Here is a 24118-nt window from a genome sequence, read left to right as displayed (position 1 = left end):
TCTTGTTGTCGTTCTTGTTGTCGTTCTTGTTGTCGTTCTTGCCGTCGTTCTTCGCGGAAGTAGTCGTTCCCGGTCTGGTCAACGTTTTCTTGTCGTCATCCGACTTGCCCTTATCGGACTTCTCTTTCACCTTTGCATCCAGCTCGCCTGTCCGCTCGGCCTCCAGCAATCGGGTCAGCACGTCTTTTTTCGGTATCTCGCTCGAGTTGATCAGCTTGCTCAGGCCGCCGGCATCCTTCGCGATTTTATGTACCGAATCGTCTTTCAGGGCGTTAAGATCAATATTGTTCCCATTGTCTTTGGCGCTTAAATATACGGCATATTTGCCTGCGGAAACGCCCTTGGTGAGCGCCTCCTCGCGAATGGTAGGCGGGGTAACGAACGTAGTGACCTGAATGTTCGAAGAGGCCTGAGGGTGCTTTGTTTCGATATGCTTCGCCACGGTATCCTTGACGATTTGTCCGAGGTTGCTCTCGTCTATTTTCGCTTCCTCGTACACTTTCGTGCTGGAGATGATCACATCTCCTTCCTCTTGCTGAAAATACCCCTTTTGCTCCACTTGGTTCATCAATACTTCCGTAGCGACGGCGAGCGGCTTGCCTGCCACATTCAATCCTTGCAGCAGCAAGATGCCGTCATCATTCAGTCCGCGCGCCTCCTGCACCTCGTTATCCTTGTCGATGCCAAACTCCACGCTCGGGTTAATGTCCAGCGTCACATAAGCGACGATCGGCTTAACTCCTTCCAAATTGCTCCCCAGACCGGTAAAAATGACGATACAGAAGAGTACAGCGGCAGTCAGCGCCAGCATGGCGGACAAAACGGGTCTTTTCAGGCGAAACGGAGGAGTGGAGAACAAAACTTCTTCGCCGATCTGGCATGCGCGTCCTGTGCGGGGAATTTTCTTGAATTGACCTTCCGGCGTCAGCACCACCAGATCCGCCTCGGTCATTTCCATCACGATGCCTTTGTGCATGTTCTCACTCCTCTCCCGGTTGTGCTTCAGGGATGCTCAAGTAATTCTTTAAATACGGGTAAGGCCCGCTGTATATAAGAGCGACCGCGATAATGAATTTCCGGTTGCGCTCCAGCGTCTTACGGGAGACGTTCACCTGATCCAACAGTTCTTTGATCGGCAGCATTTTCTTGGTCAGCACGATGGACATCATCGTTTGGTTGCGCGCCAAAAGAGCCCCGATCGTAAATAAAGCTTCCCTGGAATCGCTATGCTTGGGAGAAACTTCGACCAAGTCGCTGAAAGAAATGCCGAACTCCAACAAACAACGGTTGAAGTCCATTATTTCGCTCTGGCGTTCTTCAATTGTTTTTTCTTTCTCGTATTGTTCGATCGCCTGGTGAATTTCCACCGGATTGACAATACTGTCCTCATCATCCTCCACTTCGAAGGAACTGTACGGAATTTGCCCGGTAAACCTGGACTCCTTGCGTATGAAATCGATCAGTCTTCGGCGTATGACCGTCTCGGAGAAGCTCAAAAAAGACCTTCCCGATTCCGGCGAAAACTGATTGATGGCTTCGTTAAAAGCTCCAAGCGCGATACTGAACTCGTCATCCCGCGACGGATCGATATATCGTTTGCAGAAGCGGCTAGTTACTTTGGCTACATAGGGCTGATAATCGGTAATAAACTGATTGCGCAGCCGGATGTTTCCGTTCTGGATTTGCATCACTTTTCGTTCGGGAGTATCGGGCATATCGGAAGAGTCGTGAGACTGGCGTTTTCCGAGAAACTTCTTAAATAAGACCAACAGCAAACGTTCCACCTCACACTACATGTTTCGAGTCTGCCCCATTAGATGTGGGGGTCATTCCGACCCGATTGTTGTTATTATAGCACACAATTTTATACCGGTAGAAAAAACGTCCCTCCGCTTAGGGAGAGACGCAGGTCGTTATCCTTTCCGATTGCCGGCGGAGAACGCTTTTTTGTTCATTTTGTTTCGTCGCTCGTTTAACGCAGTCAATCGTTTTTTCAGTTGTCGCTCCCACTCTTCGTCCATAAGCTGCTTGGCGACCGCCAGCAAATCGAGCGCATTGTCGATCTGGTTATGCAGCACATCGGCGGGATCCTCGGAATCGAGGTTGACGCAATTGTCGTACAGTACCGCATCGGATTTATGGTCCACGTAATCGTCGAAATCGACTTCGGCGGCACCGTCGCCATGGGCGTATTCGGCCAATATTTCGTATTCGCTCTCCACCCTATAATGAACCTCGACACGATGGCACACCGGGCAAAATAGCAGCGGAACGTTATGAATATGCGTCCCGATATGCCGAAGCGTTCCTTTCGTACCGATCATACTTGCTCCGCAGCAAAAGCTCATCGCCCCGCACCTTCCTTCCCGGTCATCGACAACTAGCGATTTCTATAACGTATTCGCCCTCCGGGGTGAAAATTCCTTTTCGCCAAGTAGGCCATTATTAGGAAAAAACAAAAAGACGCCCCCGCTCCGGCTTCTCCTCGAAGCGGATATCGGGGCGTCCCGATGCCGGACTTATCGGACCTCAAGCCACGATCAGCCTTGTCCGAACGTTTCCGTATATTTGTCCGCGCTCCACAGCTTGTCCAGCTCGGAGACGTCGTCGATTTCCACTACGATCATCCAGCCGTCGCCGTAAGGGGCTTTGTTCACATTCTCGGGAGCATCCTCCAGACCACCGTTCACTTCCACTACTTTGCCGGTAACGGGAGCGTACAGCTCGGATACGGTTTTCACGGATTCGACGCTGCCGAACGGTTCGCCGAATTCGACCTTATCGCCGACCTTCGGCAATTCCACGAAAACAATGTCTCCCAATTCGCTTTGGGCGAAATCGGTAATGCCGATCGTGATACGGCTTCCTTCCACCTTCGCCCACTCATGCTCTTCGCTGTACTTCAGCTCTGCTGGTACGTTCACTAAACAATCCCTCCCGAGTATGTTGCCTTGTCCGTCCTGAAAACCCGGCGAAAACGAGCTGCGGGTTTGGAGCGAGCTCCCCGAACGCCGGAACCAAATGCGAACGCCGACGCTTCTCCAGTCTCATGCCAATCCCATCGCTCCGTTCACCGCCCGACTCCCGAGCGGACATTCCGGCCCTTGCTTCCCTATCCGCTATTCCTTCGGACCCAAAATTTTGTGCAGTCGCTGTTCGACCATGCCGATCGCTTTCTCGCCTGCTCCGAAGAATCGCATTTGACCTTCCGCATCGAACAAATAGTAGGCCGGCACGAATTCGTTCTGGAACGAGTCGGTTACCGCGTGGTCGTTGTCGATGGCGATCGGATGCTTCATTTCATATTGCTGAATCGTCGCTTTGACCGTATCGAGATCGGTGTCCTTCTCCGAACGGGGCATATGAATGCCGACGATTTTCAGATTGTACAACTCGCCGTATTTGTCTCTCCACTCGTTCAACAGCGGAAGACTTTCTTTACACATATAGCAGCTGACCGCCCAAAAGTGGATGAGCACCGGCTGGCCCTGCAGTTGCGCCTTGTCGACCTCGCCGTTCACCCATTCCGTGATGCCCTTCAGTTCGGGCATCTGCTCGCGCAAGCGCATTGGCATAGTCGTTCACCCCTCCGTCATTCCTATGGCTATATAGCTATGCTGCAAAAAATCCCCCACCTGCAGCTTGCAGACAGGGGGATTTCATAGTTGTATGGTTGTACGGCGATTATTTCGCTACCAACGTTTTTTGACCCGGCTTCCAGTTCGCCGGGCACAATCCGCCGGATTGGAGAGCTTGCAGCACGCGAATCGTTTCGTCCACGCTGCGGCCTACATCCAGGTGATTGACCACTTGGTATTTCAATTCGCCTTCCGGATCGATGATGAACAGGCCGCGCAGGGCGATGCCTTCTTCTTCGATCAGGATGCCGTAGTCGCGGGCAACCGACTTCGTGTAGTCGGCAGCAAGCGGATAGTTCAGTTGACCCAAGCCGTTCGAATCGCGCGGAGTGTTGATCCAGGCGCGGTGGGAATGCTTGCTGTCGGTGCTGACGCCAAGGATTTCCGCATCCAGGTCTTGGAAGAGCTCGCTCGCATCGCTCATCGCGATAATTTCAGTCGGGCATACGAAGGTGAAATCGAGCGGATAGAAGAACAGGACTAGCCACTTGCCTTTGTAATCGTTAAGCGATACTTTGCCGAATTCTTGCCCGTTGCCGAACGCCGTTTCCATTTCGAAATAAGGCGCTTTTTTACCTACCAAACGTTCTGCCATGAGATGCTTACCTCCTTTGATTTGGATTCCTACAGAAGATTGCCTTATATGTAGGAATGAAAAGTTGCTCCTATTGCGCGATGTGCGCTCACGAATAAAATCGTATCATCCCGCATAGGGAAAGTCAATAACGAGAAGAAGTAGTAATTAATATTTATTATTATTAACGATTTACGCAAAAAAATATTCCCCCCGCGCCATACGCGCAGAGGGACGGATCGTGAATGGCATTACTTCGTCATAGCGGCGACGATCAGATCGCCCATGGCCGTCGTGCCGATCGCCTTGCTCTTGTCGACGGCGATATCTCCGGTACGGTGGCCCGCGTCAAGCACCGACTTGACCGCTTTCTCGATCAAATCGCCCGCTTCGTGGTAACCGAAGGACAGTTTGAACATAAGCGCAACGGAAAGGATCGTCGCGATCGGGTTGGCGATGCCTTGGCCCGCGATGTCGGGAGCCGAGCCGTGAACCGGCTCGTACAAGCCGAAGCTGCCTTCGCCAAGCGAAGCGGAGGACAGCATGCCGATCGATCCGGTCAGCATCGCCGCTTCGTCGCTCAGAATGTCGCCGAACATGTTCTCGGTGACGATAACGTCGAAGCTCGACGGACGGCGCAGCAGCTGCATCGCGCAGTTGTCGACGAGCACATGCTCCAGCTCGACGTCCGGGTATTCCGGAGCGATTTTGTTAACCGTTTCGCGCCACAGACGGGACGTCTCCAGCACGTTCGCCTTATCGACCGAGCAAAGCTTCTTGCGGCGGTTCCGGGCGATTTGGAACGCCTGGTGAACGATACGCTCGACTTCTTTTACATTATATACGCAAGTATCGACCGCTTCCTGGCCGTTTTCGGTTTCGCGGCGGAATTTCTCGCCGAAGTAGATGCCGCCCGTCAGCTCGCGCACGACGATCAGATCCGTGCCTTCCAGCACTTCCGGCTTCAGTGTGGAGGCTTCCTTCAAACAATCGAAAATAACGGCGGGACGAATGTTCGAGAACAGTCCGAGCGCTTTGCGGATACCGAGCAGTCCCGTCTCCGGACGGAGCTCCTTCGGATTGTTGTCCCACTTCGGACCGCCGACGGCGCCCAGCAGCACCGCGTCCGCGCGTTGGCATTTTTCCAGCGTATCCTGCGGAAGCGGAGTTCCGGTCTCGTCGATGGCGATGCCGCCGAACAGGCCGGTTTCCGTTTCGAATCGGTAGCCGAACAGCTCTTCCGTCTTCTTCAACACTTTAACCGCTTCCGCGACCACTTCCGGACCGATGCCGTCTCCGGGGATAATCGCGATTTTTTTCGTTTCAGCCACAATGATTCACTCCTACTATAAGATGGGATCGGATGCCTAGTTCTGTCATATTCTCATTGTCACACAAAACGACCGGAAAGACAAAGATATAAAATCTATCGTCGCTATAGGTAAACACTATAAATGGATAGCTCCCGGTGTCGAACGACAGGCGAAAAAAATAGAATCCTTTATCGAAATGCAGTACAATAAGCTTATGCGAAAGGAAGGGAGCAATCTTGATGAACTACACGTTTTCCAGCTTTACGGATGGCCTGAAATCGTCCGCGGTACGCGATATTTTGAAGCTGACCCAAGGAAACGCGGTTATTTCGTTAGCCGGCGGACTTCCTGCGGAGGAGCATTTTCCGATCGAGGCCGTCAAGGAAGCATTCGAACGCGTCTTTCAGCATGGCGGCAAAAGCTCGCTCCAATACGGCTTGACGGAGGGCTACACGCCTTTGCGCGAAGCGATCTGTCATAGAATGGCCAAGAAAGGCGCATCGGTCAAGCCGGAAAACATGCTCATCACGACCGGCTCGCAGCAGGCGATCTACTTGCTTACGCGCATTTATATGAGTGCCGGCGATGTCGTTCTGGTCGAAAATCCGACTTATTTGGCGGCTTTGCAAATATTCCAGGCAAGCGGCGTCCGGGTAGTCGGAGTCGAAGCCGATCAAGACGGCATGCTGTTGGACGATCTGGAAGCCAAGCTGAATCTGCACCGTCCCAAAATGGTATACGTGACCCCGACGTTCGCCAACCCGACGGGAAAAGTATGGAGTCTCGAGCGCCGCAAAGGATTGCTCGCTTTGTGCAAGCCGAACAACGTGCTTATTTTGGAAGACGATCCGTATGGCGAGATCCAATTTGACGAAAAAGCCGAGTATCCGTCTATCTTCTCGTTGGACGACCATCCGGAAGGCAGCGCGGTGATGTATACGAGCACGTTCTCCAAAACCGTAGTACCGGCGCTGCGTACCGGCTGGATTATCGGCGACTCCAGAGTAATCGCGCAAATGGCCAAAGCCAAGCAGGCCGTCGATCTGCACTCGAGCACGCTCGACCAGCAGGCGCTGCACCAGCTGCTCACCCATTTCGACCTGGATGCTCACATCCGGACGATCCGCAACGAATACCGCGTCCGGATGGAGCTGATGAAATCGCTGCTCCAAGACCCGCGTTTCTCGGATCTGCATTGGAACGAGCCGCAGGGCGGAATGTTTTTCTGGGTCGAGCTGCCGGAGAGCATCGATGCCAACCAACTGCTCAAGAAAGCGGTGGAGAAAGGCGTCGCCTTCGTTCCCGGCATGGACTTCTACGCCGAGAACCCGCGCCGCAACACGCTGCGCCTGAACTTCACGCATACGGACAACGCCAACATGAAGCTCGGCTTGGACCGTTTGGCCGAAGCTTTGGACGTTTACAAGCAGAACGTTTGAGACGGATTGGCGAAGATCGACATCTACGATAACGACAAAAAGCTTCTCAAGCAAGGTTCTTCCAACAAAACAAGAAAAACCGCGGGTCGCCTTGATGGAGGTCGATCCGCGGTTTTTCTTCGTTTATTCGACTTCGTACTATGAGCTCGCTCTCATTCTCTATTTTGCAGTAAAGCTGTTCTGCTTTTGACCGCTGCCCCTTGCCCAAGGCGTTCCGAGGAAGGGCAGCGCCCAGCGGTCCAAGCCGTACCAGCCGGCGTTTTTCCAGGCCAGCACGAGCCAGGTAGCCAAGATGAACAGCAACGGATTCGTGCTGAGCGTACCGGCAAACAGGAAGCTGACATTCATAATCGCGCCGAAGAAAGCGGCTATTCCGGTCAAGAGGCCAAAGATTAGTCCGAGTCCCACCAGCACTTCGCCGAAAGCGACCATGTAGGCAAACACCTTCGCGTTCGGGAGCACGAAATGTTCGAGAAAATTCGCATACCAGCCGGTTACATCCTTGCCGTCGGCCGCCTTCGCCAGCGCGCCCTTCACAAAGCCTTCCAGCGCCGTTCCCGCTTTATCCCCTGTCCAGGCTTCGCTGTTTACTTTCTTCCAGCCGGCGGTTATCCACGAGTAACCGAGATAAAGGCGAACGACTAGCCAAATCAGTCCCGCTCTCGTGCTGCTGAATAAAAACCGGGATACCGGATTTTCCGGTATAAGCACCTCTTTTTGCATAAAACTGGCCTCCTTCAATGTCCGTTGGGTTATTTTTCTAATTCAAGCTCCTATGGCTTAATCATAAAGGGAGTCGGCAAATCCCGATGTGACTTCCATCACATTGCATAGAAAATAAACCGTTTGCGACAATTCTGAAGCATTGCCTGTTATCCTTACTACAGTTTCTCTACGAATTCGACCCGGTTGCCGAACGGATCACGGATATGAAACCGGATGACTCCGTCTATCGGCACGTCTTCGATTATATCGATCCCGTGCGATTCCAGCCGGCTCCGCAGCGCGGCAATGCCTTGGATGGCAAAAGCCGGGTGAGCTTTGGCCGCTGCCGTGAAATCGTCCTGAATACCGATATGCAGCTGATGAGCGCCGCACTGAAACCAGACTCCTCCGCGCTTGAGCAGAGCGTCCGGCTTGGGGATCTCCACCATCCCGAGCATGTCCCCATAAAATCCCCTTGCCGCTTCTTCTCCGCCCCGTGGAGCGGCCAACTGCACATGATCGAGTCCCAGATGAGCATGCGTTACTTCAATCACTCCTTTTAGTTTCATTTAATGAAAATAGTTTTCACCAAATGAAATTTTTCAATATCAGTATATCACACCTTCACTCAATCCTAAGCAGCCAAAACCCGTCCCATAACAAAAAATGTTTGCACAGCCATGCTCAACGCGACTCGTGCCGTGAGTTGCGCCAAGAAAAGGTCCGTCAACATATTCAAGAGTGACCGCCCCCGTTCACAACCCCGGGCTTTTTAAATCACGACAGCATAATTCGTATACAGAAGTACATACCTCGCATGATCGATGAAGGCTGCCGTTTGCCGGTCTCGCGGGACCGCGAATCCATCACATAGCGGAACTGGCGTACGTTATTGTTCCGAATACGAGTGTCGACAGCCAAATAACGGAAAACCATTCCTCTATTACGCCGTTCACTACCCATTTTCACCCCGAGAGATCAAATAACGGAATCCTGTACCGTTATATGCAGGAGAGGAACGAAATTCGTGACAATAGCGGAAACGAGGGCCGCTGCTATATTCAGGCAACATGCGGTCACGTCCGCCCAATGGCTTGTATACTGTATGAGAATTATGCGCTCGCAGTAAGAAAAGGTTCAATTCGAAGCCTTTTCTACGATGAATGACCCTGCGCAAGAGGTAGCTTTTCTTGGTAAAGAAAGTCTCTTTTCGCTTTAGTGCTTTAGCGAAGTTAACTTTCTTTATCGTTAAAAAAAGCCTCCCGCATACAGGCGAGGAGGCTGCTATACTTAGATCCTTATTTGACTATGACTTTAATGGAAACCGTCTTGCCGCCAAACTTCGCAGTAATGGAAGACGTACCTTTCTCATAAGAGGTAATCATGCCGTCCATGATGTCGGCCGAATTTTCCCGCGAGCTTTTCCATTCCGCCCGCTCGGTAACGTCGCCGATCGTACCGTCTTTATAAGTTGCCGTCAGCACGATATTTTTCTTCTGACCGACCGACATCTCTATCGTTTTTACATTCGATTTCAAGTATTTCAAGCTGTCGACTTCCACCGAGACGGAAACGCTCCTACCGCCGAATTTGGCAGTGACCGATGTTTTTCCGTACGCTACGGCCGACACGAGGCCGGTATCGCTAACGTCCGCGATCTTGTAGCTGCGGGCCGACCATTCGGCTTCCCCGCTCACATCCTGCGTCGTACCGTCGGAGAACGTCGCGGTCAAGGTCAGCTGCTCCGTTAGGCCGGATTTCAGCAGCAGCTCTTTTTTGCCCAAAGTCAATTTGGCGGCGTAATCCACTTCGAGCGGAATGCTCAGCGTCTTGCTGCCGTACTTCGCCACCAACGTTGTCTTGCCGCGTTCGAATGCCGTTACGAGGCCGCCGGATACTTCGGCTACCTTGGCCGATTGGACTGTCCAATCCGCCTTGGCGGTTACATCCTCTGTCGTTCCGTCCGAGTATGTCGCCGTCAACGTTACTTGCGCATTTTGCCCTTTGCGCAATATAACGCTTCGATGGCTGGCGGACAGCTTGTCCGCCAATTCCACCTGAGCCGTGGCGGTGACGCTCTTCTCTCCGAACTTCGCCGTAATGGTCGCCTTGCCGGAGCTCCAGGCGGTGACCAGACCATCGGACACTTCGGCGATGGCCGTCGACGAGCTTGTCCATTCGGCATCGTCCGTGACGTTTTTGATCGTACCGTCCTTATACTTTGCCGTTACGGTAAGCTGCTGGCGGTCGTCCTCTTTCATGACGAGCGTCTTTTCGCTGATCGTCAACGTATCCAACGCTCCTACGCTCACCGTGATTTTTACCGATTTTTTGCCGTATTTGGCCGTAATGGTGGCCTCTCCTCGATCGATAGCCACAATCGTACCGTCATCGACCGTTGCAAACGAAGCATTGCTGGTCGTCCACGTCGCTTTGCCCGTCACGTCTCCGGTCGATTCGTCCGCATACGTGGCAGTCAGCTTGACCTGAACCACATCGCCCGGCTGAACGTCGAATTTGACTTGATCGGCTGTCAGCTTCGCAGCCGGATCCACTTCGACCGATACCGTGACGCTCTTATCGCCATATTTGGCGGTAATCGTCGCTTCGCCGGAATCGAGTGCCTTGACCGAGCCTTTGCTCACGACCGCGACTCCCAGATCGCTCGAGCTCCATTCCGCTCCGTCCGTTACGATTTCGGTGGAACCGTCCGCGTAAGTCGCCTCCAGCTTCAACGCTTTCGTATCGCCCTTGCGCAAGGAAAGCGACTTCGCATCGACCGTCAGTTTTCTGGCCACGCTCACGTCAACGATGATGGTGCTTGTCTTGGAACCGTAAGAAGCCGTTATCGACGCTTGACCGGATTTGTAGGCAATAATTTTGCCTTTGTCGACTCCCGCCACATCGCTGCTATCCGAGCTCCACTCCGCCGCAGCCGTAACATCCACCTCGTCGCCATTGGCGTAAGTGGCGGTTAGCTTCAACGTATCCGTACCGTTTACTTTGAGAAACAGATCGCTTTTGGACGATACCAGCTTCTTGACGATCTCCACATAGACCGGTATCGTGATCGATTTATCTCCGTATTGCGCCGTAATGACGGCCTGACCGCTGGCGATAGCGGTCACCAGCCCTTTGTAAACGCTGGCCACATCGCTATTGTCCGAGCTCCATTCCGCCTGCTGGGTCACATCTTCCGTACTGCCGTCCGCATATGTAACCGTTAACGCCACTTGCTTCGTGCCCTTCAGCTTCAGATCCAGCTTGGCGCTGTCCGCTTTCAACGATTGCGTCGTATCCACACGGACCGGAATCGTGATCGTTTTATCGCCGTATGTGCCGGTAATCGTCGCTTCTCCTTTGCCGAGCGCGCGAATCGTGCCTTTCGTGACGAAAGCGACGCCTTCGTCATCGGAAAACCAGTCCGCTTTGGCTGCCACGTCTTCCGTCGTGTTGTCCGCATAGGTCGCCGTCAGCTTCACGGTCTTCGACTCGTTCTTGCGCATCATCAAATCGGTAATGTCCGACTCCAGCTTACGGGCGACGCCTACGTCAACCGTAATTTTCGCCGTCTTGTTCCCGTAGCTTGCCGTAATGGCCGCTTGCCCGATCGTGTTGGCGATAATCAAGCCCTGATCCGCTTCGGCAACCAAGTCATCGCTGCTCGACCATTCGGCCTTGTCGGTAACATCGGCGGTGGAGCCGTCGGCATAAGTAGCCGTCAGCTCGATCTGCTTCGTTTGGTCCGGCTTCAGAAACAAATCGGTGACCTTCGCTTCCAGCTTTCTAACGGTTTCCACATTGACCGTGATCGTGGCCGTCTTGCCGCCGTATTTCGCCCGGATCGTCGTGGAACCGGAGCCGTACGCCGTGATGACTCCTTTGAACGCGTCGGCTACGCTCGAATTGTCCGAAGACCAGGTCGCCTTTTCGAAAACGTCTTCCGTGACGCCGTTCTCGAACATCGCCGTCAAGCTTATCGTCTTCTGCGCCCCTACGCGCAAATCGACGCTTTGCGGGTCCGGATCGAGACGGCGTACCATATCGACGCTGACGGGAAACGAAACCGTTTTGCCGCCGTAAGTCGCGTTAATGTTCGTCTCTCCCGATCCTACGGCCTTTACCTTGCCGTTAATAACGGTGGCCACGCTGTCGCTTTCCGTAGACCAGTCCGCTTTGTCCGTCACGTCGGCATAAGAGGAATCCGTGTACGTAGCGGTCAAGCTCAATTGCTCTTCGCCGCCGACTCTCATCGTCAGCTCCTGCTTGTTCTTGGTCAAGCTTCTCACTTTCTTCACTACCGTCACGTTGACGAACTCCGTCTTGCCCATGAAGGTCGCCTTGATTAACGTGGTACCCTCCGCCTTGCCGGCGATCGCCCCGGAATACACCGTAGCGATTGTGGGGGCGTCGCTGCTCCATTCGGTCTTGATCGTAGCGTCCGCGGTAGAGCCGCTGACATATATGGCTGTGGCCGTCAGCGTATACGTATCGCCCACGGACAACGTTACTTCGTTTTTGGACAGCACGAGACGCGAGATTTCATCCGCCGCAAGCGCTTGGCCTGCCGCAGGACCGATGAGGATCGAGAAAATCAAGAGCATTTGAAGCATAAATCGATGTATATGTCGTTTAGCGATCCCGTTAGTCCGGGTTTTCCGTTTTCCCGCTTCAGTCAATTCCGACATTCCTTTCCCCCGTCTCTTCCGAGTGGAAGATACGCTTTTTGTTCAATTTGTGATGATGCAGCCGTTCGTACCCGATCGATGCCCCTTTCGTCCGTTGGATGAGGAGTAGAAGATTGCAAGTTAAACAGTCCTTTTGTATTTATCGACAGATTCGGCCAAAAAATTTAGATCATTCTCGGAATATCGCAAAATAACCCCACCAAGCGGGGCTTTTGCTCCGATGCTCATCCAGGTACTTTGCGGGGACCCCGAATCTTATAAATTCTAAACCGCAAAAAAGAGCCCCCGGTCCCATAACGGGATTCGGGGGCTGACATTCAGATCAAGGACATATTGCCGTGTCGGCTGCTGCCCGGCGACTTGCGTTTGTCGATGAGACGGTTAATCGCGTCGATGTACGCTTTGGCGCTCGCTTCGAGAATGTCGGTGCTGACGCCGCGTCCATGCACGGAAACGTCGCCCTGCTTCAGTACGACGTGAACGTCGCCCAGCGCGTCCTTCCCTTGCGTGACGGACTTGATCGAGTAGTCCTCGAGCTCGACTTCCTCTTTCGTCGCCTTGTCGATCGCTTTGTAGATCGCATCGACCGAGCCGTTGCCGATCGCCCCTTCCTCGAGCAGGCTGCCTTCGGATTGAACGATGCGCACGGTCGCCATCGGAACCGATTGGTTGCCGTAGGACAGCTGGATCGTATCGAGCACGAACACTTCCGGCGTTTGTACGAGCTTTTCCTCGATCAGCGCGCGGATGTCTTCGTCGATCACGTTTTTCTTGCGGTCGGCCAGCACCTTGAACTTGGCGAACGCTTCGTTCACCTGATCGTCGTTCGGGTCGTAGCCCATATCGATCAGCTTCTCGCGAAACGCATGGCGCCCCGAATGCTTGCCGAGCACGAGCTTGCTTTCCTTCAAGCCGATCGTATCCGGAGAAATGATCTCGTAAGTCGTTTTCTCCTTCAGCATGCCGTCCTGATGAATGCCGGACTCGTGGGCGAACGCGTTCGCGCCGACGATCGCCTTGTTGCCGGGTACGACCATTCCCGTCAGCTTGCTGACGAGACGGCTCGTGCGGGCGATTTCGCTCAGGACGAGCGACGTCTTGGCCTCGAACAGATGCTGCCGTGTCTCGAGCGCCAACGCCACTTCCTCCAGCGCCGTGTTGCCCGCCCGTTCGCCGATTCCGTTGATCGTGCCTTCGATTTGATCGGCTCCGTTCAAAATAGCGGCGAGCGCGTTCGCCGTCGCCATACCCAAGTCGTCGTGGCAATGGGCGCTCAATTGGATCTTCTCGATGCCCGTCACGTTTTCTTTCAACGTCTTGAAAATGTTGCCGTATTCGCTCGGGTACAAATATCCGACCGTATCCGGGATGTTCACGACCGTAGCTCCGGCCCGAATCGCCATCTCCGTCACTTCGCACAAAAAGTCCAATTCGGTCCGGCCGGCGTCCTCGGGCGAAAACTCGATTTTGCTAAAATATTTTTTAGCGTATTTGATCGCCGCTTCCGCCGTTTCGAGAACTTGCTGCTTCTCCATGCGGAGCTTGTGCTTGCGGTGAATCGGAGAGGTAGCAAGGAACAGATGCAGACAAGGATCTTGAGCGTCTTTCAGCGCTTCCTTTGCCGCGTCGATATCCTGCTCGCGGGAGCGGGAAAGTGCGACGACGCTCGCGTTGCGGACGGCCCGGGCCACCGCGTTCACGGCAGCCAGGTCGCCGGGGGACGCCGCCGGAAAGCCGGCTTCCATCCGGTCTACCGCCAACTTCTCCAGTTGAAGGGCGATTTCCACCTTCTCCTGGGTATTCAGATTGACGCCCGGAGACTGCTCCCCGTCGCGCAATGTCGTATCGAACACGTAAATTTTCCGCATCCCATCCACCTCCTATTTTATTCTACGGGCGATTGCAGCCCCACATAACACAGAAGTTCAATCCCCCATTATGGGGGATTGAACCTTTTTTCCGCGAAAGCGAAAGAGAGATGCTTGATATGCTAAAAGGGGTGGGGAAAATGCAGTGGAAAGCGAAGCGGCTGACTTTAAAGTCGTGTTGCATCCTAATTGATCCAATCAAGGCAACACGACTTTAACCGAAGTGGAGCGCATTTCCCCACCCCTTGTCTAACCAGCTGCATCTCTCAACCGCTTTTGTCCGCTCCCCCCAGAAGGATTTGAACTTATTTTATGGGGCTACAAACGCCCCTTACTTCTTGATCCAGTGCATCATTTCACGAAGCTGACGACCGACCGTCTCGAGCTGATGCTCGGATTCGCGGCGGCGGGTAGCCGTGAAGAACGCGCGGTTCGATTGGTTTTCGAGAATGAAGTTGCGCGCGAACGTACCGTTTTGGATATCTTCGAGCACTTTTTTCATTTCTTTCTTCGTTTCGTCCGTTACGACGCGAGGTCCCGTAACATAGTCGCCGTATTCGGCCGTGTTGGAGATGGAGTGGCGCATTGCAGCCAAGCCGCCTTCATACATCAGGTCGACGATCAGCTTCAGCTCGTGCAGACATTCGAAGTAAGCGATTTCCGGTTGGTAGCCCGCTTCTACGAGCGTTTCGAAGCCGGCTTTCACGAGAGCGGAAGTACCGCCGCACAGTACGGCTTGCTCGCCGAACAGGTCGGTTTCGGTTTCTTCGCGGAACGTCGTTTCGATAACGCCCGCACGGGTGCAGCCGATCCCTTTCGCATAAGCGAGTCCGAGATCTTTAGCTTTGCCGGAGGCGTCTTGGTAAATCGCGATCAGTCCCGGTACGCCGAAGCCTTCGACGTATACGCGGCGGACGAGGTGGCCCGGCGATTTCGGAGCGACCATGAATACGTCCGTATCCGAGTTCGGCACGATTTGTCCGAAGTGGATGTTGAAGCCGTGGGAGAAAACGAGAGCTGCGCCTTTTTTCAGGTTTGGCGCGATTTCTTCGTTATATACTTTCGCTTGCGTCTCGTCCGGCATCAAAATTTGCACGAGGTCGGAGCGGCTAGCCGCTTCCGCAACGGATACAACTTCAAAGCCGTCGTTTTTTGCTTGTTCCCAGGAACGGCCTTGACGAAGACCGATAATGACTTTCACGCCGCTGTCGCGCAAGTTTTGCGCTTGGGCATGACCTTGGCTGCCGTAGCCGATAATTGCGACCGTCTTGCCGGAAAGAACGCTCAAGTCGGCGTCTTTTTCATAATACATTGTTACTGCCATTGGATAATTTCCTCCTTGATTGTTTTAACAACCCTGTAAGCGGGCGTCCGAACGGGCGAAACGATTTTTAGCGAACGCTGGTCCACCGCTCGTCCCCTCGGACCCCCACTCACGGGATTGCTTATCGGATGAGTGGGTATTGCCGGCAGCTTCCGCCACACGGCCCTTCGCTTGGCGTTACTTGGACATGCCGCGGATCATCGCGGTCACGCCGGTACGGGAGAACTCCCGGATGCCGTAAGGCTTGAGCAGCTCCGCCATCGCGTCGATTTTATGCGTATCGCCGACGACCTGCACGATCAAGGAATTCGGCCCGATGTCGACTACGGCTGCGCGGAACGTCTCGACGACGCCGAGAATTTCCGGCCGCATGCCGGGCTCCGCGCTTACTTTGATCAGCGCCAGCTCGCGCGCCACCATCGGGTGGGAGCTCAGATCGACTACCTTGATCACGTCGATCAGCTTGTACAACTGCTTCTGCACCTGCTCCAGCGTCCGCTCGTCTCCGGTCGTCACGATGACCATCCGGGAGAGGCCCGGCTCTTCGGACTCCCCCACGGTAATGCTGTCGATATTGAAGCCTCGGCGGCCGAACAGACCGGATACGCGCTGCAAAACGCCTGGCTGGTTATTGACCAATACGGAAATGGTGTGTTTTGTCGTACTCATTCCGAATCCCCCAATATCATCTGACTTAACGTGCTGCCTGCCGTAACCATCGGGAACACGTTCTCCCCTTTCGGTACGACGAAGTCGATGACGACGGGACCCGGCGTGTCGAGCGCTTCCTGCCATACTTGCCGCGCTTCCTCTTTCGTCGTCGCGCGCAAGCCTTTTACCCCGTACGCTTCCGCAAGCTTCACGAAATCAGGGCTGCCTTCCAGATCGATATGGCTGTACCGGTTGGCGTAAATGATCTCCTGCCACTGGCGAACCATTCCGAGCACCTGATTGTTGATGATGACGACCTTTACCGGAATATTGTTGATCGCGCAAATCGCCAGCTCCTGGGCGCACATCTGCATGCCGCCGTCTCCGTTGATCGATACGACCAGCTTATCCGGATTGCCCATTTGCGCTCCGATCGCGGAAGGAAAGCCAAAGCCCATCGTTCCGAGTCCGCCGGAGGAAATAAGCGACCGCGGGTTTTGGAACTTGTAATATTGCGCGGCCCACATTTGATGCTGGCCGACGTCGGTCGTGACGATCGCTTCGCCCTTCGTCGTTTCGCTGATCATGTCGATTACGAACTGCGGCTTCAACTCGTCTTCCGAATCTTTGTACTTGAGCGGATATTGCGCCTTCATGGCTTCGATTTCCGCATTCCATTGCTCGGAGCGGGCCGGCTTCGCCCTCAGGTTGGCCAACTGGAGCACCGCCTTGATGTCTCCGACAACCGGAATGTCGGTCTTGACGTTTTTGCCGATTTCCGCCGGATCGACATCGATATGGGCAACCGTCTTCACGTTCGGCGCGAAGCCGTTCAAATTCATCGTGACCCGATCGTCGAAACGCGAGCCGATCGAGATGAGCAGGTCCGCATGCTGGATCGCATGATTCGCCGTATACGTGCCGTGCATGCCCGGCATGCCCATCCACAGCGGGTGGGCGCTCGGGAATCCGCCCAAGCCGAGCAGCGTCGTCGTAACCGGAATGTTCGTCTTCCCTACGAACTCGATCAATTCGGGAGCCGCATTCGCGTAGACGACGCCGCCGCCCGCGATAATGACCGGACATTCCGCTTCCTCGATCGCTTGCAGCAGCTTGTCGACCTGCAGCTTGTTGGGCTGCACCGTCGGATTGTAGCCGCGGATCTCCACTTTATCGGGATAGCTGAATTTCGTTTTGGTCGCCGACACGTCCTTCGGGATATCGATCAGGACGGGACCTTTCCGACCGGTGTTGGCAATATGGAACGCTTCATGAATGATGCGGGGCAAATCCTCGACATTGCGCACCAGATAGCTATGTTTCGTGATCGGCATCGTAATGCCGGTAATATCGGCTTCTTGGAAAGCGTCGGTACCGATGAAGTTAGTGGCTACATTGCCGGTGATGACGACAAGCGGCACCGAATCCATATACGCGGTTGCGATCCCCGTGACCAGGTTCGTAGCCCCCGGCCCGGAAGTGGCGATACAGACGCCCACTTTCCCGGTAGACCTCGCATAACCGTCGGCGGCATGAATCGCGCCTTGTTCGTGTCGGGTAAGCAGATGCTTGAAATCCGGGTTGCCGTGCATCGCGTCGTAAATAAACAATACGGCACCGCCCGGGTACCCGAAGACGCAGTCCACGCCCTCCAAAAGCAGCGAGCGAAGCAAAATCTCCGAGCCGGTAATGACGTCCGGCTGAAGCAGCTTTTTACGCAGTTGTTCCTTAGACAGTGTAGCTTCCAATTGAGCACTCATAAGTGACCCTCCTCTCAAAGATTGGACAACCGTGTGCGCTTGAAACGAAACAAAAAAACCCTTTCGTCCGCAGCGCATAAATGCGCGAACGGGACGAAAGGGGTTAGCTCTTCCGTGGTACCACCCAGTTTTGCCATACGCCTCGCGACGCATAGCCTTAGCAAGTTCCGGACGCCTCGAGGTCGCCGATACTTGCGGCACGGTAACGTGTGCCACTCCGATTCCCCCTACTAACGCGGTGTCCGGAAACGAATACCGTTTTTCAGGGAAACAGCTCCGAGGTGAGCTCGTCGACAAGGGATTATGGCTTAGGTTTCAGCACATCCATAAGCTCTCTGGTACATAAGAGCCCTCATCACTTCGTCCTCTTCATAGCCGATAACGCAATAAGTTGAATTAATGTTAGACTTAATTATAGCACTCGCGACCGAATAGTCAAGACCCTTAAAAATTCATTTGTCAGGGCAATCGATTCGGAGCATGTACCGTTAAAAAAAACGAAAGCCGTACGTCGACGACGTACCGGCTTCCGCTCTATCGGTTCGCTTCTTAAGCGTTGACTTTTTGCTTTGCGGTATCAGCCAAGCTGGAAAATGCTTTCAGATCGTTGACCGCGAGGTCGGCGAGCATTTTGCGGTTCACTTCGATGCCGGAGAGCTTCAGTCCGTGCATCAGCTTGCTGTAGGACAAGCCGTTCAAGCGGGCTGCCGCATTGATGCGCACGATCCACAGCTTGCGGAAATTGCGCTTCGTTTGACGGCGGTCGCGGTATGCGTACATAAGCGACTTCAGTACTTGCTCTCTTGCCGTTTTAAACAGCGTATGTTTGGAGCCGTAATAACCTCTTGCCAATTTCAGTATTTTTTTGCGACGACGTGCGCGAACGATTCCGCCTTTTACCCTTGCCATGTGTGGGATACCTCCTGAGCGTTATTGAGCCTCGTACATTGGGCTCGTAAAAAATAAGTAACCGTTTATTTCAAGTTGGAAATTTGCTGTTTCAGGCGAGCTACGTCGCCGGTCGCCATGACCGGGGATTTGCCCAGACGCTGCTTTTGGCTTTTGCCTTTGCCGTTCATCAGATGGTTTTGGTACGCTTTGTATCTTCTCACTTTACCGGTTCCGGTAATTTTGATGCGGTCTTTCAAGCTGCTGTGCGTTTTCATCTTAGGCATATAGGGAGTCCTCCTCGTAAGATTAGCTTTGCGGTTTTGGCGACAAAATCATGATCATGCTGCGGCCTTCGAGCTTCGGCCGGCGTTCGACGACCGAATCGTTCTCGACCTGGGCCGCCATCCGCTCCAACACCTTTTGACCGATATCGGCGTGAGTGATTTCCCGTCCGCGGAAACGGACCGACAGCTTCACCTTGTCGCCCTCTTCCAAAAACTTAATGACGTTGCGAAGTTTTGTCTGGAAGTCGTGCTCGTCGATCGTGGCCGTCAAACGGATTTCTTTAAGTTCAACGATCTTTTGGTTTTTGCGGGCTTCCTTTTCTTTTTTCTGCATCTCGTAACGGTATTTGCCGTAATCCATAATGCGGCAAACCGGCGGTTTGGCAGTCGGAGCGACGTTGACAAGATCGAGACTTGCTTCGGTCGCGAGCTGCATCGCTTCGCGAAACAGCTTGATGCCGAGCTGTTCTCCGTCGGGACCGATGAGACGTACTTCCTTCGCACGGATTTCGTCATTAATTAAATGGTCTTTACTAATGGTATTCCACCTCCTAAAATTTCCCCCGAAAGTGACGTATCGCTTCGAGGCTTATTCCGGGTACATCCCCGGAAAATCATTACCCGATAAAAAGCATCTTGAACATATAAATAAAAAAGATGCGGGCGTAGTACGCCCACATCTTACGATGACAAAAGAACACAACAAGGTTCCGTTCCGTCGTATGAACCCGCCGACACGGTCGGCCAAGGTGAGAAGCGGGCGCTTCTGCTTGTTTACGCTATAAACACTATAATACTATAGCACCAGACGCAGATGATGTCAACCCGCTCTATGAGCATGCTGTCTCAGGAAGCATTTTCCATGGCGGCAAGGGGGACGACGCTTCGCATGTCCGGAACAACCTATACTTGCTTGCTCTTCACGTCCTCGAGACGGATGACCCGCGTATGCTGCGTGTGGCTCCATTGCTTATTGTTCTGGGTGAAGAACGCGTACAGCGTGATCGGCCACCAGGATGCCAAATAGATCGGATACGTGATGAGCGAAGCGTACATCTTCCACGACTTCACTTTCTCGAGCATCATCGCGATCGGGAAGCCGAGATACACGGTTGCGGTTACTACGGCCATCAGCCACGTCGGCATGTAGTCGTACAGCGATGTGAAATGCCGCGTTCCGGGCAGCGCGACGTCAACCCATAAGATTACGCTGAAGACGAATCCCAGCAGTACGTTATATACGTTGAACGTGTAGATGGCGGTGTCGATTTTGGCCCAGCTGCGTTCTTTGATGCCTTGCCACAGCAGCGGGAAGAAGTAACGGCGCGCGACGTCGAAATGGCCTTGCATCCAACGGAGACGTTGGCGGGCGGACGCTTTGAACGTGAGCGGTTTCTCGTCGTATACTTTCGCGTCGTAGCTCATGGTCGGATTGATGCCGCGTTGGACGCAGCGGACGGTAAACTCCAAATCCTCGACCAGGCTCGTCGCTCCCCAGCCCATTTCCTTCAGCAGGCCGGAATCGAAGCACATCCCGGTGCCGCCGAGAAAGTTGGCCAGCTTCAAGTTCGTACGGGGCAGCTGCCACAAACGGTTGCAGAACCAGTACGTAATGGCATAAGCGGCAGTAATCCAGGAATCGCCCGGATTTTTCGTATCCAGGTAGGCTTGAATGACTTTCGAGCCCGAGCACAGCTCGTTGTTCATATGCTGCAGGAAATCGGCGTTCACGAGATTGTCGGCGTCCAGAATGACGACCCCGTCGTACGCTTTGGGCATTTTCCACAGTTCTTTCAGCATCCACTCGATCGCATACCCTTTGCCGCGGAGGCTCGGATTGTTGCGCACGCATGCATATACGCCCATTTGCTTGGCGATGTCTGCGGTTTGGTCGGAACAGTTGTCGCAAATGACGAAAACGTCGTATAGTTCTTTCGGATAATCAAGCTGCTTCAAATTGTCGATCAGCGCACCGACGACTTTCTCTTCGTTGTGGGCGGCTATAAGCACCGCAAACCTTTTCTGGGCGTTAAAGTGCGATGTGCGTTTTTTCCGGTAAAACCCGAAGAACGAGAAAAACAAGGAATATCCTCCGAGAATGGCCAGAAGCACCTGCACGGCGAGAATGATGATGTCCAGCATGATGTGAGACCCCCTTACACCCGAATGTTCTCTCTACATATGGTTCGGTGTTTATTTTTGGTTTGCTGACGTAGCCGATTATGATTTTCCTCTCTTTGCATCCATTTGTCAAAATCCCTTTTCGGCTTGATTCCGTCAGATTGATTGGGAAAACCCGTATTCCTGCTATTGGAAATAGCAACTCGCGCGTTCCAGCAGATTCCTTCTTATTTTCATCAAATTACGCTTTTTTTACTAGTCGATTACATTTATGTTACACATCCATGTATTTCCGTGCACGCCGCCGTCCCCCCCTATTATACTTGGGGGCCCGTCCTGAAAACAACCTCATGGAGGTCCTATTTTTGTTCATATAGTTCGACCTTTTCGACTTTTTTCATCTCTGCGAGGCTATCTGCACGCCGGTTCCGGGGCATCCGAATCGTGCGCGAGCCTTGGCATAGCGGGCCTGCACGGCGGTAATAACAGCCTCAAGAACGACCGGGTTCCGCTTGGGCGAAGCTTCTTTCCTCAGTTAAAAAATGACATGATTTTCGTGGAAATTTCCGCTTCCAATGAATCGTAAGCGCCTTCGGAACACCGAAAAACGGCAGTACGCTCTCGCCCGATTACGACCCTCGCCAACGCCGCGTGCGCGCCGCCCGCCTTCGGACTTTATCGAACCCCCTCCTCCATAGTATAATTCCAATGTAAGCATCGCCTGATCGCAGTGCAAATTCGATCCTGTTGCCGATTTGTGCGGTTTAACACTCCAGTAACAATTGTAGCTTACAATACGGGTGATTATACTCTGAGCCCCATTTTATCCGGGAAGGAGCTGGCCTCATGAGTCGTGTGATCAATTGGCTTCTGCATCGGGAGCGGCAGCTGTTTTATATAGTTAATCGAAAAATGCGGCACTCCGTCTTGGATTCGACGCTTTCGCTCATCACGCATATGGGCGGCGCCACCTTTACGATATCGGTCACGCTTCTGATCGGCTTGTTCGGGAGCGGCAGCTGGAGCCTCGCCGGATGGCAAAGTTTGGCGGCGCTCGCGATCAGCCATATTCCTGTCGCCATCGTAAAGCGCAAATATCCGCGCAGGCGTCCGTATCTCGTGCTGCCGGAGACGAACATCGGCAAAAACCCGTTGACCGATCACTCGTTCCCGTCCGGACATTCGACGGCCATTTTCTCCGTCGTCGTCCCTTTTATCGCTGCGGCGCCGGTTCTCGGGCTAGTTCTGCTGCCGCTGGCATCACTGGTCAGCCTGTCGAGAATTTATCTCGGCTTGCACTACCCTTCGGATTGCGCGGCAGGCATCGCCATCGGCACCTGTGCCGGCTTCGGGACTATTGCAATGATCTCTTGAAATCGATTATTGTTAAGATATTCTATACTTTTATACCTTTTCCAATTAAAGGTCAGGTGACGATGATTGCGAAAAAAACGGATTTTGCTGCTTTCCGAAGGCTTCGGAGCCGGTCACACGCAAGCGGCGCACGCTTTGTCCGTCGGACTCCGTCAACTCTCTCCGGACCTGCAGACGCGCGTCCTGGAGCTCGGGGCGTTTTTGCATCCGACGCTTGCGCGGCTGGTCTTTTCCGCTTACCGGAAAACGATCGTCTCCAAGCCCAAGCTGTACGGCTTCGTCTACCGCAAACAGTATAAGAAATCGCTGAACCGGCTAACCCGACTTGCGCTTCATCGCCTCTTCTACGGACAGACGACCGAAGTCATCAAGCAATTGAAGCCGGATACGATCGTATGTACCCATCCGTTTCCGAGCGCCGTTATTTCGCGACTGAAGCGCGCCGGGCTGTCCGTTCCGCTATGCACCGTGATTACGGATTACGATGCCCACGGCACATGGATCAGTCCCGAAGTGAACAAATATTTGGTTTCCACAGAGGAAGTAAAGCATAAGCTGCTGATGCGGGGCGTGCCCGATGACCATATCGAGGTGACCGGCATACCGGTTCACCCGAAATTTTGGCGGCAGCACGACAAAGAAGAGCTGCGTCTGAGGTTCGGCCTGCAGGCGGTGCCTACCGTGCTCGTAATGGGCGGCGGCTGGGGACTCGTCCAGCAGGAGGAGACGCTGCGGCATATGATCGGTTGGCGGGACCGGCTGCAATTCATTTTCTGCATGGGCAGCAATGAAAAGGCGCTCGCGCGTCTGGCCGACGACCCACGGTTCAAGCATCCGCACATTCTCCTGATGGGCTTCACCCGCGAAATCGACAAGCTGATGGATGTCTCCGACCTGCTCATTACGAAGCCCGGCGGCATGACCTGCACGGAAGGCTTGGCCAAAGGGCTGCCGATGCTGTTCTACAGTCCGATCCCCGGCCAAGAGGAAGAGAACTGCCTCTATTTCACGGAAAGGGGCTTTGGCGAACAAATCAAATCGCTGCAGACGCTCGACTTCTGGTTCGAGAAGCTGACGATGGCTACGGCGAAGGAGAACCGCCCGAACGGCAGCGGGACTTCTCTCCTCGCCTACAACCCGATCACGTGCCATCAAGCCATCATGCGAATGCTGTCGTGACGCTCACGACGGTACAAGCTTTGCCAACCAAAAAGCATCCCCCCTTATAGAAGGGAACGGGATGCTTTTTGTCTACGACGGCCTATTTCGCATACGAAAGTAAATTCCTCGCATGATCGTTACACTTGCCGCCTTTACAGGCTCCTGCGAGAAACGCGTATCGATAAATAGCGGAACTGGCGTATGCTATTGCCCCGAAAAGCAGTTCCGACAGCAAAATAACGGAAAACGATTCCTCTATTGCATTGATCAATACCCATCCTTACACCGGGAGATCGAATAACGGAAGTCCGTGCCGCTATACTCAGG

General features: G+C 53.7%; 21 protein-coding genes and 1 other annotated feature. Of the genes, 3 read left to right on the top strand and 18 right to left on the bottom strand.

Features of this window, described 5'->3' with window-relative positions; translation table 11 throughout:
* The 7 genes from FE784_RS38675 to leuB form a co-directional block, all read right to left on the bottom strand.
* Nucleotides 1-976: anti-sigma factor domain-containing protein (locus FE784_RS38675; protein WP_139607636.1), on the bottom strand; the 976-nt coding region annotated here is incomplete at its 3' end.
* Between the two features lie 4 nt (nucleotides 977-980).
* On the bottom strand, nucleotides 981-1775 hold the full coding sequence (sigI, locus tag FE784_RS38670) for an RNA polymerase sigma factor SigI (RefSeq protein ID WP_139607635.1): 795 nt from the start codon (nucleotides 1773-1775) through the stop codon (nucleotides 981-983).
* Nucleotides 1776-1913: 138 nt separating this feature from the next.
* Nucleotides 1914-2348 (bottom strand): hypothetical protein, encoded by a 435-nt coding sequence (locus FE784_RS38665; protein WP_139607634.1) that lies wholly within the window; start codon nucleotides 2346-2348, stop codon nucleotides 1914-1916.
* 192 nt (nucleotides 2349-2540) lie between these two features.
* Nucleotides 2541-2924, bottom strand: coding sequence for a glycine cleavage system protein GcvH (gene gcvH, locus FE784_RS38660; RefSeq protein ID WP_139607633.1), 384 nt, complete (start codon nucleotides 2922-2924; stop codon nucleotides 2541-2543).
* A 195-nt stretch (nucleotides 2925-3119) separates the two neighbouring features.
* On the bottom strand, nucleotides 3120-3569 hold the full coding sequence (locus tag FE784_RS38655; protein WP_139607637.1) for a redoxin domain-containing protein: 450 nt from the start codon (nucleotides 3567-3569) through the stop codon (nucleotides 3120-3122).
* Nucleotides 3570-3684: 115 nt separating this feature from the next.
* Complete coding sequence (locus tag FE784_RS38650; protein WP_139607632.1) at nucleotides 3685-4233, bottom strand: peroxiredoxin; 549 nt, start codon at nucleotides 4231-4233, stop codon at nucleotides 3685-3687.
* Nucleotides 4234-4463: 230 nt separating this feature from the next.
* Nucleotides 4464-5543 carry a 3-isopropylmalate dehydrogenase gene (gene leuB / locus FE784_RS38645; protein ID WP_139607631.1) on the bottom strand — a complete coding sequence of 360 codons (1080 nt, stop codon included), beginning with the start codon at nucleotides 5541-5543 and terminating at the stop codon, nucleotides 4464-4466.
* Between the two features lie 221 nt (nucleotides 5544-5764).
* On the opposite strand from leuB, the gene FE784_RS38640 reads away from it, so the two are divergent.
* The gene (locus FE784_RS38640; protein ID WP_139607630.1) at nucleotides 5765-6964 is read left to right on the top strand and encodes an aminotransferase-like domain-containing protein; all 1200 of its coding nucleotides are present in this window, start codon (nucleotides 5765-5767) and stop codon (nucleotides 6962-6964) included.
* A 159-nt stretch (nucleotides 6965-7123) separates the two neighbouring features.
* Here FE784_RS38640 and FE784_RS38635 read toward each other — a convergent pair whose 3' ends face one another.
* The 11 genes from FE784_RS38635 to FE784_RS38585 form a co-directional block, all read right to left on the bottom strand.
* Nucleotides 7124-7687, bottom strand: coding sequence for a DoxX family protein (locus FE784_RS38635; protein ID WP_139607629.1), 564 nt, complete (start codon nucleotides 7685-7687; stop codon nucleotides 7124-7126).
* Between the two features lie 158 nt (nucleotides 7688-7845).
* On the bottom strand, nucleotides 7846-8223 hold the full coding sequence (locus FE784_RS38630) for a VOC family protein (protein WP_246132378.1): 378 nt from the start codon (nucleotides 8221-8223) through the stop codon (nucleotides 7846-7848).
* 744 nt (nucleotides 8224-8967) lie between these two features.
* Nucleotides 8968-12357 carry an Ig-like domain-containing protein gene (locus tag FE784_RS38625; protein WP_139607627.1) on the bottom strand — a complete coding sequence of 1130 codons (3390 nt, stop codon included), beginning with the start codon at nucleotides 12355-12357 and terminating at the stop codon, nucleotides 8968-8970.
* 317 nt (nucleotides 12358-12674) lie between these two features.
* Nucleotides 12675-14225, bottom strand: coding sequence for a 2-isopropylmalate synthase (locus FE784_RS38620; RefSeq protein WP_139607626.1), 1551 nt, complete (start codon nucleotides 14223-14225; stop codon nucleotides 12675-12677).
* 331 nt (nucleotides 14226-14556) lie between these two features.
* A complete protein-coding gene (gene ilvC / locus FE784_RS38615) occupies nucleotides 14557-15549 on the bottom strand; it encodes a ketol-acid reductoisomerase (protein ID WP_139607625.1) in 993 nt (330 codons plus the stop codon).
* 177 nt (nucleotides 15550-15726) lie between these two features.
* The gene (ilvN, locus tag FE784_RS38610) at nucleotides 15727-16218 is read right to left on the bottom strand and encodes an acetolactate synthase small subunit (protein ID WP_139607624.1); all 492 of its coding nucleotides are present in this window, start codon (nucleotides 16216-16218) and stop codon (nucleotides 15727-15729) included.
* Nucleotides 16215-17960: a biosynthetic-type acetolactate synthase large subunit gene (gene ilvB, locus FE784_RS38605; protein ID WP_139607623.1), complete on the bottom strand. Its 1746-nt coding sequence runs from the start codon at nucleotides 17958-17960 to the stop codon at nucleotides 16215-16217. Before ilvB ends, ilvN begins: the two co-directional genes overlap by 4 nt.
* Nucleotides 17961-18509: 549 nt before the next feature.
* On the bottom strand, nucleotides 18510-18869 hold the full coding sequence (gene rplT, locus FE784_RS38600) for a 50S ribosomal protein L20 (RefSeq protein WP_139607622.1): 360 nt from the start codon (nucleotides 18867-18869) through the stop codon (nucleotides 18510-18512).
* A gap of 65 nt (nucleotides 18870-18934) precedes the next feature.
* Nucleotides 18935-19135 carry a 50S ribosomal protein L35 gene (rpmI, locus tag FE784_RS38595; protein ID WP_139607621.1) on the bottom strand — a complete coding sequence of 67 codons (201 nt, stop codon included), beginning with the start codon at nucleotides 19133-19135 and terminating at the stop codon, nucleotides 18935-18937.
* Nucleotides 19136-19157: 22 nt separating this feature from the next.
* Nucleotides 19158-19673, bottom strand: coding sequence for a translation initiation factor IF-3 (gene infC / locus FE784_RS38590; RefSeq protein WP_139607620.1), 516 nt, complete (start codon nucleotides 19671-19673; stop codon nucleotides 19158-19160).
* 107 nt (nucleotides 19674-19780) lie between these two features.
* Nucleotides 19781-19913 (bottom strand) — a sequence feature (ribosomal protein L20 leader region).
* Between the two features lie 125 nt (nucleotides 19914-20038).
* Nucleotides 20039-21277 (bottom strand): glycosyltransferase family 2 protein, encoded by a 1239-nt coding sequence (locus tag FE784_RS38585; protein ID WP_139607619.1) that lies wholly within the window; start codon nucleotides 21275-21277, stop codon nucleotides 20039-20041.
* Between the two features lie 825 nt (nucleotides 21278-22102).
* On the opposite strand from FE784_RS38585, the gene FE784_RS38580 reads away from it, so the two are divergent.
* Both FE784_RS38580 and FE784_RS38575 read left to right on the top strand, forming a co-directional pair.
* Nucleotides 22103-22630: a phosphatase PAP2 family protein gene (locus tag FE784_RS38580; protein ID WP_139607618.1), complete on the top strand. Its 528-nt coding sequence runs from the start codon at nucleotides 22103-22105 to the stop codon at nucleotides 22628-22630.
* Nucleotides 22631-22696: 66 nt separating this feature from the next.
* Nucleotides 22697-23809 (top strand): MGDG synthase family glycosyltransferase, encoded by a 1113-nt coding sequence (locus FE784_RS38575; RefSeq protein WP_139607617.1) that lies wholly within the window; start codon nucleotides 22697-22699, stop codon nucleotides 23807-23809.
* Nucleotides 23810-24118: the final 309 nt, after the last annotated feature.

Origin of the sequence: Paenibacillus hemerocallicola, assembly GCF_006265175.1 — a bacterium.
Lineage (GTDB): Bacteria > Bacillota > Bacilli > Paenibacillales > NBRC-103111 > Paenibacillus_AB > Paenibacillus_AB hemerocallicola.
Note: the sequence above shows the minus strand (reverse complement) of the source record. Positions and strands in the feature narration are given on the sequence as shown.